The sequence below is a fragment of the Dyadobacter fanqingshengii genome, from assembly GCF_023822005.2.
Classification (GTDB): Bacteria; Bacteroidota; Bacteroidia; order Cytophagales; family Spirosomataceae; genus Dyadobacter; species Dyadobacter fanqingshengii.
This window is the reverse complement of the sequence record NZ_CP098806.1, coordinates 2039367-2056728: the sequence shown is the minus strand read 5'-3', so window position 1 is coordinate 2056728 and position 17362 is coordinate 2039367. Positions and strand designations below refer to the sequence as shown.

Here is a 17362-nt window from a genome sequence, read left to right as displayed (position 1 = left end):
CAGGAGCAGGCAACAGCCCGAAAAGAGCCACTGCCAGTGTCCTATTGCCTTTCTTCCCGAAAGCAATCCGGATAAATTATCGACTGGCAGGTCTTCTGACTCGTTCCGTTGCAACGCCTTCCCGGGGAGAGGTAATGATCATTAACTCATTCAATCGCCCCAGTGGCACAAACCTGTTACAACGCTTATTATGAACTTACAGCAGCGGGTACTGCTCCGGATTTACACCGGATTCCCTTTTCATCACGCCCAAAGACGTGAACCAATTGAGCCGCAAAGATGGAGTTTTTTTGTTTTACGCAACGAGAAAAACTATAAATTCCCCTACTTTTACAGCCTTGAAATAGTTCTTTACTTTGTTTTTCCAATAGAAAAAGGTTTTACTAACCACGTGAATTAATAGGGAATCGTGTGCAAATCACGAGCTGTCGCGCAACTGTAAGTAACGATTAAAGTTTACATCGGAATGATATCCACTGGACAACCGGGAAGGATGGTGTAAATGTTACAAGTCAGGAGACCTGCCTTTTTTTGTTGACAATGCTTCCGCGAAATGAAGCTTCGTCTGGTCTGGATATGTCCGGTTTTTTTGAACCGCGATTATCGGGTGTAATTCGCCCATACTTCCCCATTCTACCTTCGTTTCGTCTGCATTTTAAAATTCTGGCAAGAGCTTTTAACTCAGCTTAACTATGTTAAAAGTATGGTCTGCAGGCCACCATTCCCACTTCCTCATTTCCGCGCCGTCGAGTAATTCGGGTAAGACTACACTTACTTTGGCGTTGCTGCGGGCGCTGAGAAACAGGGGCTTGCAGGTGCAGCCTTTTAAATGCGGGCCGGATTATATTGACCCGATCCACCATACTTCGGCTGCGGGAAGGCAGAGCATTAATCTGGATACATTCATGGCTTCGGAGAGTCATGTGCGGGATATTTATGCAAAATATAATTCTGAGGCAGATGTTTCGGTGACTGAGGGCGTGATGGGCCTTTTTGATGGGTCTGATAAAATGCAAGGCAGCAGCGCCGAGATCGCCCACTTGCTTGATGTGCCTGTGATTCTGATTATTAATGCGAAATCCATGGCTTATTCAGCGGCTCCTTTGTTGTTTGGTTTCAAGAATTTTGACAAACGAATCAATGTTGCTGGTGTTATTTTCAACTTCGTTAGCGCGGAGTCGCATTACCGCTTTTTAAAGGAAGCATGCGTTGATGCTGGTGTGGAAGCGTTGGGGTATTTTCCTCATAATAAGGAAGTATGCATTCCCTCGCGGCATTTGGGCCTGCATATTTCGGGCGAAACGGACTATGAAAAGATCATAGAAAATCTGGCGGAAGCATTGCCTGAAACTGTGGATCTAAACCGGTTACTTGAAATTACGCATCGCTCTGATCAGGAGAATGCTGGTTATAAAGTCAATGCAAACCCGAAGCTGGCAAACCTGAAAATCAGCATTGCAAAAGATGAGGCTTTTACATTTTTATATCAGGAAAACATTGAAATGCTGTCCAGGTTTGGGCAGATAAAGTGGTTCAGTCCTTTGCATGACGAACATTTGCCAGAAACCGATTTCCTCTATCTCCCCGGCGGTTACCCCGAATTATTTGCACAGAAATTGAGTGAAAATAAGCCTATGCGGGCCAGTATCAATGCTTATTGCAGCAATGGCGGCCGAGCCCTCGCGGAATGCGGCGGTTTGATGTATCTGGCCAAAACTCTTACAGATCATAATGGCGAGCAATTTCCAATGGCCGAAGTCCTGGATTGCACCACGTCCATGCAAAATCCAAAAATGACATTGGGTTACCGCGTCGCAGAATGGAATTATGTTGCCATTAAAGGTCACGAGTTTCATTACAGCAGCCTGATGGACAACGAGATGCAACCGCAGGCCGTGCGCGTCACCAATGCAAAGGGCATAGAGACAGAAACCAAAATTTACAGAAAACACAACACATTTGCTTCTTACATGCATTTGTATTGGGCAGATAATGAGTCATTTATAAAAAATCTATTAGCCATTTAAAATGACAACCAAACGCCAGCGAATCACCCGTGCGGACGGAAAAGCGATCAACCTTGTGCAGCGACGGGGGCATTTGTCGTATTGCTACAATGCCTGCTGCTGTGGCCGGACGGACCGTGGTTATGCCGCGATTCCCGTGGAATTGTACAAAAGTGAGTGGCTCAAAAGGAAGCTGCGCAACGTGGTGCACATGACCAAGGGCGGCTGTCTGGGGCCTTGCACGCTGGCGAATGTGGTTACTTTGCTTTTCGACGGGCATTCGGTTTGGTTTCATTCCATTAACAGTGAGTGGCAGATCATCGCCATTTTCGATTACATCGAAAGCATGGTGAAGGCAGACCGCTACCTGGTTCCGCCCGCCGATCTGGCCGAATATGTATTTCAGTTTTACACCTGGAAAGGCTCCGAAGCCGCCACAATCAGCGGACAGCCGGCATTACCGACGGAAGGCATCGTCTTCTTAACTCATGCGGACACGGATCTGCTGACATTAAACCGCGCCATGGAAACTTTGCCGGAGGATTTTCCTAAAACAATGGGGATCAGTTTGCTGGCGGTGAAAAGCGAAGAACAAATGGCGCAATTGCTTGGCCGGGAACTGGCCGAAGCGCAGATCATTGTAATCCGGATCCACGGCAGATTGAGCAGCATTCCGGGCTATGGCGAGCTCGTGAGGCTGGCCAAGGAGCGGCAGCAGCATTTGATCATTGTCAGTGGAACCGGCGAGCTCAATCCCGATTTTGCTGCCGTTTCGACTGTTTCGCCCGCCATTTTGCAGGAAACATTGCATTACCTGCAAGCGGGAGGTTACATCAATTTTACGTCGTTACTGTGCTATCTTTCAGACCATTTGCTCATGACCGGCTTCGGTGCCGAACCCGCACTGCAACTACCCGAACACGGCATTTACCATCCCGATCTGCCAGAAAACGCAGACATCAACGATTGGGTGAAATACAAAGATCCGAGACTTCCGACCATCGCATTGACATTTTACCGCGCACACTGGATCAGCGGAAATACGCATTTCGTGGACACAATAATACGTTCGCTGGAAAACAGGAATGTGAATGTGCTGCCCGTTTTTACATCCTCCTTAAAAGCAATCGACCCGGTTTCAGGCAAGCCGCTCGCGTTTCAATATTTTGATCATAAGGATGTCAAGGTCGATGTTTTGATCAACACCATTTCATTTGCAATTACAGACATTCAACCTGCTGGCACCATCAGCAAGCCGGTCACTGCACTGGCAAATCTGGATGTACCTATTTTACAGGCAATTACCAGTGGCATGAGCCGCGGACCGTGGGAAACTTCGTCACGGGGACTGAACCCGCTCGATACGGCCATGAATGTTGCTATCCCTGAATTTGACGGCCGGATCATTACAGTTCCGGTTTCGTTTAAGGAGAAAGGAAAAGAAACCAAAGGCTACGAACCGCTGGATAACAGGGTGGAAATGGTTACTGGCCTGGCGCTCCGTTTTGCGCGGTTAAGACATTTGAAGAATGCGGAAAAGCGGATCGCATTTATTTTCACAAATTCAAATACAAAAGCATCGCAGATAGGAAATGCAGTGGGCCTGGATGCGCCGGCCTCGCTGATGAACATCCTTCGGGCGATGCAGGCGGAAGATTATGACATCCGGAATTTGCCCTCAACAGGCAACGAACTGATCCATACATTGATCGATCGCTGCTCGTATGACCAAAATTATTTGACCAATGAACAGCTCGGTCACGCGGCCGGACATGTCCCGGTTCATGAATACCAAAAATGGTTTGAAGAGCTGCCGGAAGCATTGAAAAACAAGATTACCACGCAATGGGGACCGGCTCCCGGCGAAACTTTTGTGCATCACGGACAGATTGCCCTAGCCGGGCTGGATCTGGGCAATGCTTTTGTCGCATTGCAGCCGCCGCGGGGTTACGGCATGGACCCGGACGCCATTTATCACCAGCCCGATCTGCCGCCAACACATCATTATTACGCACTATATCGCTGGTTACGCGACGGCTGGGGCGCCGACGCAATCGTGCATGTAGGCAAGCACGGGACGCTCGAATGGCTTCCGGGAAAAGGCATCGGCCTTTCCGAAAATTGCTTTCCAGATGCATTGCTGGCCGATATGCCGCTTTTTTATCCATTTATCATCAATGATCCTGGGGAAGGATCGCAGGCAAAACGACGGGCACATGCCGTCATCATCGACCATCTCACGCCGCCCATGACTTCTGCTGACAGTTATGGCGAACTTGCGCAACTCACGCAACTGGTTGATGAGTATTACCAGGTCGAAAGTCTGGATCCATCCAAATTGCCGCTGCTGCAAAGACAGATATGGGAGCTGATCCGCCAGACAAACCTCGATACCGACCTTTCTGCTATGCTCAGCCGCGACCACGGCGACCACAAGCATGACTGGGACGAAGAAATGACGCCTGAGGGTGTGCCGGTAAGCCTTACAGAAATGGATGGAAAGGACATTGCGCACCTCATTGAAGACATTGATGGGTATTTGTGTGAACTCGGCGCAGCTCAGATCCGTAACGGGCTGCATACTTTGGGCGAAATGCCAGCCGGCGACGCACTGGTGGACATGCTTCAAGCGCTAACCAGGCTTCAAAATGGCTCCATTCCCGGTTTGCAATCAGAATTAGCAACCTTATTCGGCCTTGAACTGAATGATATCCTCACAAAAAAAGGAGAAAAACTGCATGCTGTTACTCCTCATATTGAACAGCTTGCCGGAAGATCGGTTTTTACGGGCGCAGATGCATTGGAAGTGATTGACGAGCTGAGCAATCATTTGTTCAGGTTGCTGGAACATCATCGTTTTGCGCCCGCTTCCATTGACCAGGTGATTTCCGAGACGCTTAATCTTACACCTGCTCATGCGGGTTTTGCCAAGATCAGATCCATTCTGTCATTCGTTTGCGGTGAGCTGCTCCCTAATCTCGAACAGACGGACGAGGAGATTACCAATTTGCTTCACGGACTTTCAGGAGGCTACATTCCCGCCGGTCCGAGCGGCGCGCCTACGCGTGGTATGGCTCATATTTTGCCTACCGGACGTAATTTTTATGCCGTCGACCCGCGCGTGTTGCCTTCCAAAGCCGCCTGGGAAGTGGGACAGCAACTTGCGCATGAGGTTTTGGATAGGCATTTCAAAGAAACCGGTCGCTATCCCGAAAGCGTGGGGATCAGCATCTGGGGCACAAGCGCCATGCGTACGCACGGGGACGATGTGGCCGAAGTGCTGGCGTTATTGGGCGTTCGTCCGGTTTGGCAGGCCGAAAGCAGGCGCATTACTGGCATTGAGATCATTGAACTGGCCGATTTAGGTCGTCCACGTATCGATGTGACGACACGGATCAGCGGGTTTTTTCGCGATGCGTTCCCGCATTTGATCGATCTGCTGGATGATGCGGTGCAAATGGTCATTGCCCGGGACGAGCCGTTGGAAAAGAATTTTGTCAGAAAACATTATTTAAAAGATTTATCAGCATTACAAAAGGACGACAATCTCACCATTGAAGAGGCCGAAGAAAAGGCCGCTTACCGGGTTTTTGGCGCCGCACCCGGGACATACGGTGCAGGGATTTTGCCATTGATCGATGAGCGGAACTGGCATTCGGATGCGGATCTGGCCAAAGCCTACGTCAACTGGGGTGGATATGCTTATTCCAAAAACGCACAGGGCGTGGATGCGAGGAGCGAATTCAGGCAGCGGCTGGCGGGCGTGGAAGTTGCGCTGCACAACCAGGATAACCGCGAACACGACATTTTTGACAGCGACGATTACCTGCAATTTCACGGCGGAATGATCGCCACGATCCGTAACCTCACAGGACAGCAGCCTAAACATTATTTCGGAGATTCTCAAAATCCGGCATTGCCGGTTGTAAGGGATTTAAAAGAGGAAACATTGCGCGTTTTCAGGTCGCGGGTGATCAATCCCAAATGGATAGAAAGTATTAAAAAACATGGTTACAAGGGCGGACTGGAACTGACTGCGACGGTCGATTACATTTTTGGCTATGATGCGACAGCTCAGGTTGCAGAGGATTGGATGTATGAGAAGCTGGCCGAAACCTATGCCCTGGATCCGCAAATGCAGCAGTTTTTTGAAGAAAGTAACCCCTGGGCGCTCAACGCCATTACCGAAAGATTGCTGGAAGCTGTGCAGCGCGGCATGTGGGCGGCTCCTTCGCAAGGGACTTTGGAGGGATTGAAGGATTTGTATATCAAAAGCGAAGCGCTCCTGGAAGTACGGGCGGAATAGCACATTAATAAACTGTAAATGAGCCAACAATATCCATTTTCTGCGATAGTAGGGCAGCATAAATTGAAGAAAGCACTGCTGCTTTGCGCGGTAAACCCTGCTATCGGCGGTGTGCTGATCAAAGGCGAAAAGGGCACGGCGAAAACGACGGCGGCAAGAGGACTAGCAGCGGTAATGCCTTACATCCAAGCAGAAAATTCGTTGGAGGATGCGGGGCATTCAGAAGAGATTCCGGTGCCTTTTGTGGACCTGCCGTTGGGCGCGTCGGAGGATCGGGTTATCGGCAGTCTGGACATTGCGGCGATGGTTTCGGAGAAGAGAAAAAAGCTGTTACCGGGTTTGCTCGCAACTGCGCATCGCGGTTTTTTGTATGTGGATGAGGTCAATTTACTGCCCGATCACCTTGTTGATATCCTGCTGGATGTTGCGGCTTCGGGCGTCAATACCATTCAGCGTGAGGGACTTTCGATTTCACATCCTTCTCGTTTCGTGCTGATTGGGACGATGAACCCAGAGGAAGGCAATCTGCGCCCGCAGTTTCTTGATCGCTTTGGTTTAATGGTAGAGGTGGAAGCGCAGCAGGATGTTACCGAACGAACCGAAGTCGTTAAAAGACGGATATCTTTTGAGCACAGTCCTGAGGCTTTCATTACGCATTGGAGCAGCTCGCAATTGGCTTTGAAAAACCAAATTACAAATGCCAAAAACCTGCTACCCGCAGTCGAAATGCCGGAAGGGTTGCTGACATTGATCAGCCAGCTTTGCATGGAATGGTCGGTCGCGAGCTTGCGGGCCGACATTGTCCTTTATAAAACCGCCATTACCATTGCTGCACTGGCCAATAGAAAACTTGTTAATGCTGATGATATCCGCGAAGCAGCCGAGCTGGTTTTGATGCATAGAAAAGGAAAAAAGCCTTTTGATCAGAAACAAAATAACACACAGTCACAAACCAATAACGCACCGGAAAGCTCGCAATCACCACGCGATAATGCTGGCAAAGAGCGGCAAAAAGGCGAAGAATCGCAACCCGGAAACAATGACAATCAGGACGAATGTTCAGAAGGAAATTGCCCGCCTAATGCAACTGAGCAGGTTTTTTTACCAGGAAATTTAAGTCAAATCCCTGAAATACATTTAGATAAAGCTATTTTTTCGCCTGGGTTGAATGCAGGTCGCCGTACGAAAACGATGGATATGCCAAAGGGATTTCAGATTGGTGCGGAGAAATTAACGGATGGCAGTCTGGCCATTTCCGACACGATCCGGCACGCGATCGTCAGGCAAGCGTCCACATCGGATTCGGACGTCCTGGAAATCAAAACAGAGGATTTGCAACAGAAGATTAAGGCTGGAAAGACAGGGCACTTAATCCTTTTTGTGGTGGATGCTTCGGGCTCCATGGCGGCTGGGAAGCGAATGGAGGCTGTGAAAGGGAGCGTGCTTGCGCTGCTGCAGGATGCATATCAAAAACGTGATCGGGTGGGAGTGATTGCCTTTCGGGGCGTGGAAGCGGAAGTGCTGCTGGAACCGACGCGCAGCATTGAATTTGCGGAACAGGCGATGGAAAATTTACCAACGGGCGGAAGGACACCGCTGGCGCACGCGTTACAGGTTTCACTACAAATTATTCAAGAACAGCCTATTGATATAAATCCTTTGCTGATCATCCTGAGCGATGGAAAAGCAAATGTGCCGCTGGCAGGCGGTGGCGATCCCTGGCAACAGGCGCTGAAATTGGCTGCAATGATTGGCGAAACGCAAATAAAATCATTGGTTCTCGACACAGAAAACGGTTACCTGCGGCTGGGTCGGGCTACGGAGCTTGCTACTGCGCTGACAGGTGACTATTTATCCCTGGATGAACTTTCGGCTGAATCGATTACGGACACCATTCATTCCAGAATTTATGACAGACAACATTAAGCGGTCGCTGCGGCCGATTATGTTTGTCGGCACAGGCTCGGATGTCGGAAAAAGTGTGATTACGGCTGGTTTTTGCAGGATTTTCAAGCAGGACGGGTTTCAGCCTGCACCATTTAAAGCGCAAAATATGTCGCTGAACAGTTATGTCACAGCGGACGGACTGGAACTTGGCCGGGCGCAGGCCGTGCAGGCCGAAGCGTCGGGTATACCGTGTTTGTCGGATATGAATCCGGTGCTTTTAAAGCCTACGAGCGATAAGTCTTCACAGGTTGTGTTGAATGGTAAACCCGTTGGTAACCAGTCGGCTTACGAGTATTTTATGGCCAATGACCGTCGTGAGTTGTTCGAATCTGTAAAACAAGCTTTCGACCGTCTTTCAGGAAAATATAACCCGATCGTGATGGAAGGCGCGGGAAGCATTTCCGAACTGAACCTCAAACACCGCGACATTACGAACCTGCGCATGGCCGCCCACGCCGGAGCAGCCACTTACCTGATCGGCGACATTGATCGGGGAGGTGTTTTTGGCAGTGTTTACGGGACTATCGCATTGCTCACCGAAGAGGAAAAAGCCTGCATGAAAGGCATTATCATCAATAAATTCAGAGGGGATGGTCGCTTGTTCAAAGATGGGAAGCGGATGCTGGAAGATCTTACCGGGCTGCCGGTGGTGGGGATTCTGCCTTATTTCCGCGATATCCACATTGAGCAGGAAGATTCCGTTTCGCTGGAATCCAAATTTAAAACTTCCACTTCGGGTAAGGTTAATGTGGCCGTTGTCCTGTTACGGCGCCTTTCCAATTTCACAGATTTTGCCCGGCTGGAAAATGACAGCAGGGTCAACCTGTTCTACACCAGCGATCCGAACGAGATAGCAAAAGCAGATATCGTGATCATACCGGGTAGCAAAAATACCATTGATGATATGCTTTTTATCAAAAATAATGGTGTTGCCAAGGCTATTTTACTGGCGCACAAATCCGGCAAAACGGTGATAGGAATTTGTGGGGGATATCAAATGCTGGGCGAAATGATCCGGGACCCGCACCATGTCGAAGGAAACATGGAGAGTGTTCCCGGCCTGGGCATTTTACCGGTTTCGACCACGCTGCAAGCTGAGAAAACGACTTTACAATGCCAATTCCGGTTCCTGGAAAGCGAAAGCGCGTCATTGGGATACGAGATCCATATGGGTGAAACGGTGGTTACGGGACAGGAAAAAGCAGTAGCAACATTGTCCGATGGACGCAAGGACGGCTATTTCCTCGACGACAAAACATGGGGGACTTACCTGCATGGAATCCTCGATAATGACGATGTGATCGCCCGGATTTTGCGACCTTATGCCACCGATAATCCTGATAACCAGACAAGTTTCCAGGCGTTCAAAGAGGAGCAGTATGACAAGCTGGCGGATCTGATCCGGGCTCATGTGGATATGGAATTGATTTATAAAACCCTCAAAAACTAACGTATGTTGCACGGGCATGGAGATGATGGTTACCGCTACGGCGGCCAGATTTTGGCTGATTTCAGCACCAATGTCTGGTATGGAGGAGAGCCGGCGGGTTTGAAAGAGTATATTTTCGGGAGTTGGACTGATATCAACCGCTATCCGGAGGTGGCCGCCGAAAGTCTGACGGCAAAAATCGCCGCCCATCACGGGCTTTCGGGTAATCAGGTGCTGGTCGCAAACGGCACGACAGAAAGCATTTACCTCATTGCACAGCTTTTTGCCGGAAAGAAAACCACAATTGTGACACCCGCATTTTCGGAGTATGAAGACGCGTGTGCCATGCACGGGCACGAAATGCAGTTTTTGAGTTGGAAAGAATGCCTAGAACTGCCCCGACTGAAAAGCGACCTTGTCTTCATCTGTAACCCTAATAACCCGACGGGTTTCAATTTTCCTGATCTCCGTGATTGGCTGCGCCTTAACCGGCATTGTGTGTTTGTTGTGGATGAAGCATTTATCGATTTCGCACCTGCTGCGGAATCAATGTTGGAAGCCTTAGGCCAGTTTGAAAACCTGATCATTATGCGGTCGCTCACGAAAGCCTATGCGATCCCGGGACTAAGATTGGGATACATCATTGCCGAGAATGAATGGATTGACCGTTTACTGCGCCTAAAACAACCCTGGTCGGTTAATGCCGTGGCACTTGCTGCAGGCTCTTTCATATTTGATCATTTCAATGCAGTCCAGCCACCGGTGGAGCAACTATTAATGGATAAAAATGAGCTTACAAACCGACTCAGGCAAAATGAGGCCTTGGAAATTGAAGACAGCGAAACGCACTTTTTTTTGGCCAAAACCATCATCCGGAATGCCGCCCAGCTCAAAACTTTCCTGTTGGAAGAGCACCGGATCCTGATCCGGGATGCGGGTAATTTCAGAAATCTGACACGCCAGCATTTCAGGATTGCCACACTAAACCCGGAGAAAAATGAATTGCTCATTAACGCGATGGAAGCATGGAAAACGCGCTATTACTGATCGTGCCGCTGGTCGTCGGCTATGCGCTGGACCTGTTGCTCGGTGACCCCGATCATTGGCCTCACCCAATGCGATTATTTGGCAATGCTATAGCCTTTGGAGAACGTAATTTGAATCGTGGCCATAATAAAATTATTAAAGGAGCATTGCTGTCCTCAATCCTGGTTTTGCTTGTGTATGTTATTTTAACACTGTTAAATAATGTCATTTTTGAGTTTAAATGGCTTTTTGTGGTGATCAATAGCATTTGGGTGTATTATGGGCTTGCGAATAAAAACCTTATCGCAGAAGGGCGTAATGTGTTTGAAGTGCTGGAAAAACGAGGGCTTGCAGCGGGTCGTATGCAGCTTTCCCGGATCGTTGGAAGGGATACTTCTCAATTGAATGCGCAGCAGATCAGGACAGCCGTTTTTGAAACAATGTCGGAGAATTTGAGCGACGGCGTTGTGGCTCCCTTGTTTTATTACGCCGTGGCAGGGGCGCCGGGCATGATGGCTTACAAGATGATCAACACGATGGATTCCATGCTGGGTTACCGCAATGCGCGCTATGAGCAATTCGGGAAATTTGCGGCGCGGCTGGATGATGTGGCTAACTTCATCCCAGCCCGGATTACCGCATTGCTGATGGTGCTCGTAACCGGCAGCAGTCGCGGCTTGCGATTTATTTTCAAATACGGCAACAACCACAAAAGCCCGAATGCGGGCTATCCCGAGTCTGCTTTGGCGGGCATTCTCGACTGCCGCTTTGGCGGTCCGAATGTTTATCAGGGGATTGTCGTCGAGAAGCCCTTTATCGGAGCAAATGACCGGCTTATAGAGCATATAGAAATTGAAAGAGTAGCACGAATCAATCAGCGCGTCTGCCTCGCCGCCGTATTGTTCTGCAGTATTTTTTTAACCCTCTGGCCGTCGGCTTAAGCCGACGGAAATGGGTGAAGATAATTTTAATAGCATGAGGAGGATTATAATATCTGGGGGGCCGGGAGGGGGGAAGTCGAGTTTATTGGAGGCGTTGAGAGAGGCTGGATTTCCTTGCATTCAGGAAGTCTCGCGGGAGTTGATACGTGGCCAGGTTGCAGCCAATTCGCAATGTGTTCCCTGGAAAAACCTGGCTTGTTTTGCCAAGAGCTGTCTGGATAAAATGATTGCTGACTACCACGTTGCTTCGGACAGATCATTGACATTTTTTGATCGCGGCATTCCCGATATCATTGCTTATCTGCGCTTTGGGGGCATTTCCGTTGACGACGATTTCATGGTTATGGCAAAGAAATACCGATATGACTCAAATGTCGTCATTGCGCCGCCCTGGGCGGATATTTATGTCAATGACAGTGAGCGCTGGCAGACTTTCAGCGAAGCCCAAGCTTTGTATTCGGAAATCAAAAATGTATATGACGAACTAGGTTACCAGATGATCGAACTGCCCTTGGCACCGGTCGAACAACGTGTTGCATTTACTTTAACAAAACTTGAACGTATTGAATATAAGTAACTATTCATCAAAATGTTGCATTGGATTTCTTGTGGGCTTCCTGGCCGCTTGCAGCTCCTCTTCAACGCTCTATGAGAAAGGCGAGTCGGGCTATGAAGGCCCGGCGCTATTTAAGGAGAAAGTCGTGATCAGGCATGCGAAGGGTTTTACCATCGACTACCATAAAAATTTCAAGCTGGTCAAAATCATGAGTCCGTTTGAGAATAGCACGGATACCATGCGTTTTGTGCTTTTGCAGCGCGGCACGCCAAAACCCGCGGGTTACGCTCATGCGCAAATCATCCAGATTCCCATTCAAAGCCTGGTTCCGATGTCCTCCATGCACATTGGATTGGTGGGTTTTCTGGGAGCCGAGCACATAGTTACGGGCATGGGAAACCTCACCTACGTTTCGTCCGAAAAGATCCGGGCGCGGATAAAGTCGGGCGACATTAAGGAAGTGGGAAAAGACCAGGGACTGAACGAAGAGCTGCTCATTGCGATGCATCCGGACCTGGTGATGGCGATAGGGAGTCCGGTTTCCAAAATTAATCGCTACCAATCGCTCAAACAGGCTGGAATTCCGGTAATGGTGAACTCGGAATGGATTGAAACAACGCCGCTGGCCCGCGCCGAATGGGTGAAACTGATGGCCGCATTGCTGAATAAGGAAGCAGAAGTTAATACGAAATTCGGGGAGTCGGAAAGGGAGTATGCCCGACTGGCAGAACTGGCGAAAAGCAGCAAAATCAAGCCCAGTTTGGTGTCAGGTTTGAATTCGAAAGACGCCTGGTTTGTGCCGAGTGGCAGCGGTTACGTTTGCAGGTTTTTCCAGGATGCCGGTGCGCATTATCATTGGGCGGATACCCAGTCAACGGGAAGCCTGGCGCTCAACTTCGAAACCGTTTATCCGGTTGCTCTTAGTGCAGATTTCTGGCTGAATGTGGGTATACTGGGCCTAAAAACGAAGCAGGAACTGCTGGATAAAGATCAGCGCTATGCCGATTTCCGTGCATTCAAAAACGGAAATGTTTTTACGCACAACAAACGACAAGCCGCCAACGGTGCGAACGATTATTGGGAGTCGGGAGCGGTAAACCCGCACCTGGTTCTGGCAGATCTAATTAAAATCCTGCATCCCGAATTGCTGCCCGACCATGAATTATTTTATTATCAAAAACTTAAATAAAGACCATGAAAATCTACACCAAGAAAGGAGACAAAGGAACGACAGGGCTATTTGGCGGGAGCAGGGTCCCAAAGGATAATGTGCGCATTGAGTGCATCGGGACGCTGGATGAGGTCAATTCTACGATCGGATTAATGCGGGTCAAATTGGGAAATGACCATGAATGGCAGCCCAGCCTTCACAAAATCCAGAAAGATCTGATGGATATGATGTCGCATCTGGCCCGGCCATCTGACGCGAAAAAGGAGAATACAAACCCGATGCCGGCGGATGGTGCGGCATTTTGCGAAAATTGGATCGATGATCTGGAAGCAGCTATGACTTCGCCTTCGGATTATTTCCTGCTGCCGGGCGGAAACGAGATCTCGGCACTATGCCACATGATACGCACACAGATGCGGCGCGGCGAAAGGAGACTGGTGTCGCTGATCAAAACCGATGCAGTGAACGAGGCGATCCCTGCTTACATTAACCGCCTTTCCGACCTGTTTTTCACATTAGCCCGTGCAGAAATGGATAAGGCAGGCGTGGCTGAGGAAAAATGGCAACTGTTTCTATACAAGCGATTCAAAACGGCTGAAAAATGATCATTTACATCAGCGGCGGTGCACGGAGCGGGAAAAGCAACTTCGCGCAGGAAATGGCCCTGAAACTTAGTCCGGAGCCTGTTTATGTGGCGACAGCAAAGGTTTGGGATGAAGATTTTGCGGAGCGCGTAGCGCGTCACAAGCAGGAGCGCGGGCCGGAATGGACTTCCATTGAGGCCGAGCGGAACATTCATTTACTGCCGATTATAAATCGCGTAGCGGTTATCGATTGTGTAACACTATGGCTCACCAACCTCTTTATCATTTACGAAGAGGACATTGAAAAAACGCTGATCGCATTCAAAGCCGAAATAGATGGATTGCTGGCTTTGAGCGGCACATTCATCATCATTTCCAACGAGATCGGAATGGGCGTACACGCCGCGACGGAAATGGGCAGAAAGTTTACCGATTTGCAGGGTTGGGCCAATCAATATGTGGCTTCCAAGGCGGAGGAGGCCATTTTTATGGTTTCCGGGCTGCCATTATGTTTAAAGAAATCAAGTCAAACAATAAAGCCATGAATGTAATATTTGCAGATCAGATCCAGCGTAAAATTGATTTTAAAACCAAACCGCAGGGCGCATTAGGGACATTGGAAAAACTGGCGTTTCAAATCGCCAGCATCCAAGGGACATTGACTCCTGAGCTTATTAAACCTCATATCATCGTTTTTGCTGCGAGCCACGGCATTGCCGCGAGTGGCGTGAGCGCTTATCCGGCGGAGGTTACGGCACAGATGGTGCTGAACTTCATCCACGGAGGCGCCGCGATCAATGTTTTTACCAGGCAGAATGGCATTACGTTGCAGGTTGTGGATGCCGGGGTGGATTATGATTTTGGTAAAAATGAAAAGCTCATGGACGCGAAGGTGGGTTTTGGCACGAAAAACTTCCTGCTTAGCCCGGCCATGACGGCAGCTGAACTTGATAAATGCCTGCGACGTGGAAGAGAGATCGTTGCCCGCGTACAGGCGACCGGTTGCAATGTGATCGGGTTTGGCGAAATGGGCATTGGAAACACTTCGTCGGCTTCGCTGATTATGAGCAAGTTATTGGATGTGCCGTTGGAGGATTGTGTGGGCCAGGGCACTGGTTTGAAACATGAACAACTATCTGCCAAGCTGGCCATCCTTCGTGAGGCAATGCAAAACCATGCGGATATCGGCAGTGATCCGTTGTCCGTGCTGCAAACATTCGGCGGCTTTGAAATTGCGATGATGTGCGGGGCAATGCTGGAAGCGGCTGATCGGCGAATGATCGTTATGGTGGACGGGTTTATTGCTTCTGTGGCCTATTTGTGTGCCTTTCGGATGAATGCTGTTATTTCGGAGTATTCCATTTTTTGCCACGAATCCACGGAGAAAGGGCACGAATGTTTGCTTCGACATCTTAAAGTTGAGCCGGTTTTGCATTTGGGAATGCGGCTGGGCGAAGGCACAGGCTGCGCGGTTGCTTATCCGATCTTGCAAAGCGCAGTGGCGTTTTTTAATGATATGGCAAGCTTTGAAAGCGCGGGTGTCAGCAACAAATCTTTATGAAACGGCAACTCACGCTTTTCTTTACCGCCGTACAATTTTACACCCGCATTCCCGCTCCGCGCTGGGTGCTTTACAGACCTGAGAACCTGAGTCAGGCAACCGGATATTTACCGTTAATTGGCTGGCTAGTAGGCATTATTGCTGGCATTTCCTGGCTGGCAGGAGCATATCTGACCAACATTTCCATCGGTCTGTTGTTATCCATGATCGCAGCCATTTTCACCACCGGCGCCTTTCACGAAGATGGATTTGCTGATGTTTGCGACGGCTTCGGAGGCGGGTGGACGCGCGATAAGATCCTGGAAATTATGAAGGATAGCCGCGTGGGAACTTATGGTTCAGTGGGGTTAATGATGATGCTGGCCTTGAAGTTTATGCTTTTGAATAACCTGGCATTACAGCATGGAAATGACTTTAAAATACTCATATTCATATTGATCGCTGGGCACGCTTGGAGCCGCTTAATGCCCGTCTTTATTATTCTGACGCAGCCTTACGCACGGCCCGATCAGGACAGTAAGGCGAAACCCGTGGCGTATTCGGTGAGTAGGAGCAGCGTGGCAACAAGCTTTGTTTTCGCGCTCATCCCGCTCGTTACACTCGCATGGATCAGCCGGACGCCATTTATTTTAATTTGTTGCATTTTACCTGCCACGCTTACGATTCTGATGGCTCGCTATTTCAAAAGATGGATCGGAGGTTATACAGGAGATTGCCTGGGAGCCATCCAGCAAGTTGGCGAGGTTGCTTTTTACTTTTCACTCACTGCACTTTGGAAATTTATCTGATCCGCCACACTACACCGCTTGTCGCACCCGGCCAGATTTATGGCTGGTCAGAAATTCCGTTGGCTGAGACCTTTTTAGAAGAAGTTAACAGTGTTAAAAAACAATTGACCGTCAAATTTGATCGGGTATATTCCAGTCCGTCAATGCGTTGCGTGAAACTAGCTGCTGCATTAACTGGCGAGGTTATTGTCGACGAGCGCCTGCGTGAGCTTCATTTCGGCGATTGGGAAGGGAAAACCTGGGATACAGTTGATCAGGATGCATTGCAGATCTGGATGGATGACTTTGTCCATGTCTGCATTCCCGGGGGCGAAAGCATGCTGCAAATGCAAGAGCGGTTATGCGCTTTTTGGAATGAATTAATAAACAACAGTGCAGATCATGTTGCCATCATCACGCATGCAGGTGTGGTCAGGATTTTGCTGGCTATGCACCGAGGAATGGATATGACCGGGATTTTTGACATCAAGGTTGGTTTTGGACAGATTTTCCACATCAAATCACCCGTTCCATATAAATAGTATCTTCGATCGGATTAAAATAATAAGGATCAATAGGCTCAAAACCAGAGGATTCGTAAAGATTTCGCGCCTTGGTCATGCTGCTTAATGTGTCCAGGCGGATCTTTTTATAACCCAGCGCGGCCGCTGTTGCAATGGCTCTATCCAATAATTTTTTCCCGAGACCAAATCCCCGGAAGTCTGGGCGAACATACATGCGTTTTAGTTCCGATGTATCGTCATCCAATCGCCTGATTCCAGCACAACCTGCGAGCTGAATATCTTTATAAACGAGTAATAGGGCTCCGGTAGGCTGGTAATATTGCTGGCGGACGGATTCAAGTTCTTTGGTGAAGTTCTGGAATGAAAGATCAATGTCCAGCGAATTGGCGTATTCAGTGAAAAGCTCCCTGGCCTGCTCAAATTCCTCGTCCGTTTCGGCTAATTTATAGATGACGTTCATGGTGATCGCGTTGTTTTCTAGTCCTGTAAACAGAAGCAAAATTGCTCAGGAAATCAACTGCAAACTATTCGGGCGAGCTGAAAA

14 protein-coding genes and 2 riboswitches are annotated in these 17362 nt (G+C 49.1%); of the genes, 13 read left to right on the top strand and 1 reads right to left on the bottom strand.

What is annotated here, in order from left to right:
• Positions 1–68 precede the first annotated feature (68 nt).
• Positions 69–282: riboswitch (cobalamin riboswitch) on the bottom strand.
• Positions 283–358: 76 nt separating this feature from the next.
• Positions 359–543, top strand: a riboswitch (cobalamin riboswitch).
• Positions 544–692: 149 nt separating this feature from the next.
• The 13 genes from NFI81_RS08295 to cobC are packed head-to-tail and all read left to right on the top strand — an operon-like array spanning position 693 to position 16836.
• Positions 693–2027, top strand: a complete 1335-nt coding sequence (locus NFI81_RS08295; RefSeq protein ID WP_234612969.1) for a cobyrinic acid a,c-diamide synthase CobB — start codon at positions 693–695, stop codon at positions 2025–2027.
• A gap of 1 nt (position 2028) precedes the next feature.
• Positions 2029–6312, top strand: coding sequence for a cobaltochelatase subunit CobN (cobN, locus tag NFI81_RS08290; RefSeq protein ID WP_234612971.1), 4284 nt, complete (start codon positions 2029–2031; stop codon positions 6310–6312).
• Between the two features lie 18 nt (positions 6313–6330).
• Positions 6331–8238: a magnesium chelatase subunit D family protein gene (locus NFI81_RS08285; protein WP_234612972.1), complete on the top strand. Its 1908-nt coding sequence runs from the start codon at positions 6331–6333 to the stop codon at positions 8236–8238.
• Positions 8222–9709 (top strand): cobyric acid synthase, encoded by a 1488-nt coding sequence (locus tag NFI81_RS08280; protein ID WP_234612973.1) that lies wholly within the window; start codon positions 8222–8224, stop codon positions 9707–9709. Before NFI81_RS08285 ends, NFI81_RS08280 begins: the two co-directional genes overlap by 17 nt.
• Before the next feature lie 3 nt (positions 9710–9712).
• The gene (locus tag NFI81_RS08275; protein WP_234612974.1) at positions 9713–10735 is read left to right on the top strand and encodes a pyridoxal phosphate-dependent aminotransferase; all 1023 of its coding nucleotides are present in this window, start codon (positions 9713–9715) and stop codon (positions 10733–10735) included.
• Positions 10714–11655, top strand: a complete 942-nt coding sequence (cbiB, locus tag NFI81_RS08270) for an adenosylcobinamide-phosphate synthase CbiB (protein ID WP_234612975.1) — start codon at positions 10714–10716, stop codon at positions 11653–11655. Before NFI81_RS08275 ends, cbiB begins: the two co-directional genes overlap by 22 nt.
• Positions 11656–11689: 34 nt before the next feature.
• Positions 11690–12232 (top strand): AAA family ATPase, encoded by a 543-nt coding sequence (locus tag NFI81_RS08265; RefSeq protein WP_234612976.1) that lies wholly within the window; start codon positions 11690–11692, stop codon positions 12230–12232.
• On the top strand, positions 12219–13400 hold the full coding sequence (locus tag NFI81_RS08260; protein ID WP_234612977.1) for an ABC transporter substrate-binding protein: 1182 nt from the start codon (positions 12219–12221) through the stop codon (positions 13398–13400). Before NFI81_RS08265 ends, NFI81_RS08260 begins: the two co-directional genes overlap by 14 nt.
• A 5-nt stretch (positions 13401–13405) precedes the next feature.
• Positions 13406–13987: a cob(I)yrinic acid a,c-diamide adenosyltransferase gene (locus NFI81_RS08255; RefSeq protein ID WP_234612978.1), complete on the top strand. Its 582-nt coding sequence runs from the start codon at positions 13406–13408 to the stop codon at positions 13985–13987.
• Entirely contained in the window at positions 13984–14511 is a 528-nt protein-coding gene (locus NFI81_RS08250) for a bifunctional adenosylcobinamide kinase/adenosylcobinamide-phosphate guanylyltransferase (protein WP_234612979.1), read from the top strand. The genes NFI81_RS08255 and NFI81_RS08250 overlap by 4 nt, the downstream gene beginning before the upstream one ends.
• Positions 14508–15527 (top strand): nicotinate-nucleotide--dimethylbenzimidazole phosphoribosyltransferase, encoded by a 1020-nt coding sequence (cobT, locus tag NFI81_RS08245; RefSeq protein ID WP_234612980.1) that lies wholly within the window; start codon positions 14508–14510, stop codon positions 15525–15527. The genes NFI81_RS08250 and cobT overlap by 4 nt, the downstream gene beginning before the upstream one ends.
• Positions 15524–16315 (top strand): adenosylcobinamide-GDP ribazoletransferase, encoded by a 792-nt coding sequence (locus NFI81_RS08240; protein WP_234612981.1) that lies wholly within the window; start codon positions 15524–15526, stop codon positions 16313–16315. Before cobT ends, NFI81_RS08240 begins: the two co-directional genes overlap by 4 nt.
• Positions 16300–16836, top strand: a complete 537-nt coding sequence (cobC, locus tag NFI81_RS08235; RefSeq protein WP_234612982.1) for an alpha-ribazole phosphatase — start codon at positions 16300–16302, stop codon at positions 16834–16836. Before NFI81_RS08240 ends, cobC begins: the two co-directional genes overlap by 16 nt.
• Here the strand turns inward: cobC and NFI81_RS08230 are convergent.
• The gene (locus NFI81_RS08230; RefSeq protein ID WP_234612983.1) at positions 16811–17278 is read right to left on the bottom strand and encodes a GNAT family N-acetyltransferase; all 468 of its coding nucleotides are present in this window, start codon (positions 17276–17278) and stop codon (positions 16811–16813) included. The two genes, cobC and NFI81_RS08230, sit on opposite strands and share 26 nt — an antisense overlap.
• Between the last annotated feature and the right edge of the window lie 84 nt (positions 17279–17362).

Bases quoted from the DNA above. Each gene is read 5' to 3' on its own strand.
- NFI81_RS08295 (WP_234612969.1), top strand. From the start codon at position 693: ATGTTAAAAGTATGGTCTGCAGGCCACCATTCCCACTTCCTCATTTCC.
- NFI81_RS08265 (WP_234612976.1), top strand. From the start codon at position 11,690: ATGAGGAGGATTATAATATCTGGGGGGCCGGGAGGGGGGAAGTCGAGT.
- NFI81_RS08285 (WP_234612972.1), top strand. From the start codon at position 6,331: ATGAGCCAACAATATCCATTTTCTGCGATAGTAGGGCAGCATAAATTG.
- NFI81_RS08250 (WP_234612979.1), top strand. From the start codon at position 13,984: ATGATCATTTACATCAGCGGCGGTGCACGGAGCGGGAAAAGCAACTTC.
- NFI81_RS08255 (WP_234612978.1), top strand. From the start codon at position 13,406: ATGAAAATCTACACCAAGAAAGGAGACAAAGGAACGACAGGGCTATTT.
- NFI81_RS08230 (WP_234612983.1), bottom strand. From the start codon at position 17,278: ATGAACGTCATCTATAAATTAGCCGAAACGGACGAGGAATTTGAGCAG.
- NFI81_RS08240 (WP_234612981.1), top strand. From the start codon at position 15,524: ATGAAACGGCAACTCACGCTTTTCTTTACCGCCGTACAATTTTACACC.
- cbiB (WP_234612975.1), top strand. From the start codon at position 10,714: ATGGAAAACGCGCTATTACTGATCGTGCCGCTGGTCGTCGGCTATGCG.
- cobN (WP_234612971.1), top strand. From the start codon at position 2,029: ATGACAACCAAACGCCAGCGAATCACCCGTGCGGACGGAAAAGCGATC.
- cobT (WP_234612980.1), top strand. From the start codon at position 14,508: ATGAATGTAATATTTGCAGATCAGATCCAGCGTAAAATTGATTTTAAA.
- NFI81_RS08275 (WP_234612974.1), top strand. From the start codon at position 9,713: ATGTTGCACGGGCATGGAGATGATGGTTACCGCTACGGCGGCCAGATT.
- NFI81_RS08280 (WP_234612973.1), top strand. From the start codon at position 8,222: ATGACAGACAACATTAAGCGGTCGCTGCGGCCGATTATGTTTGTCGGC.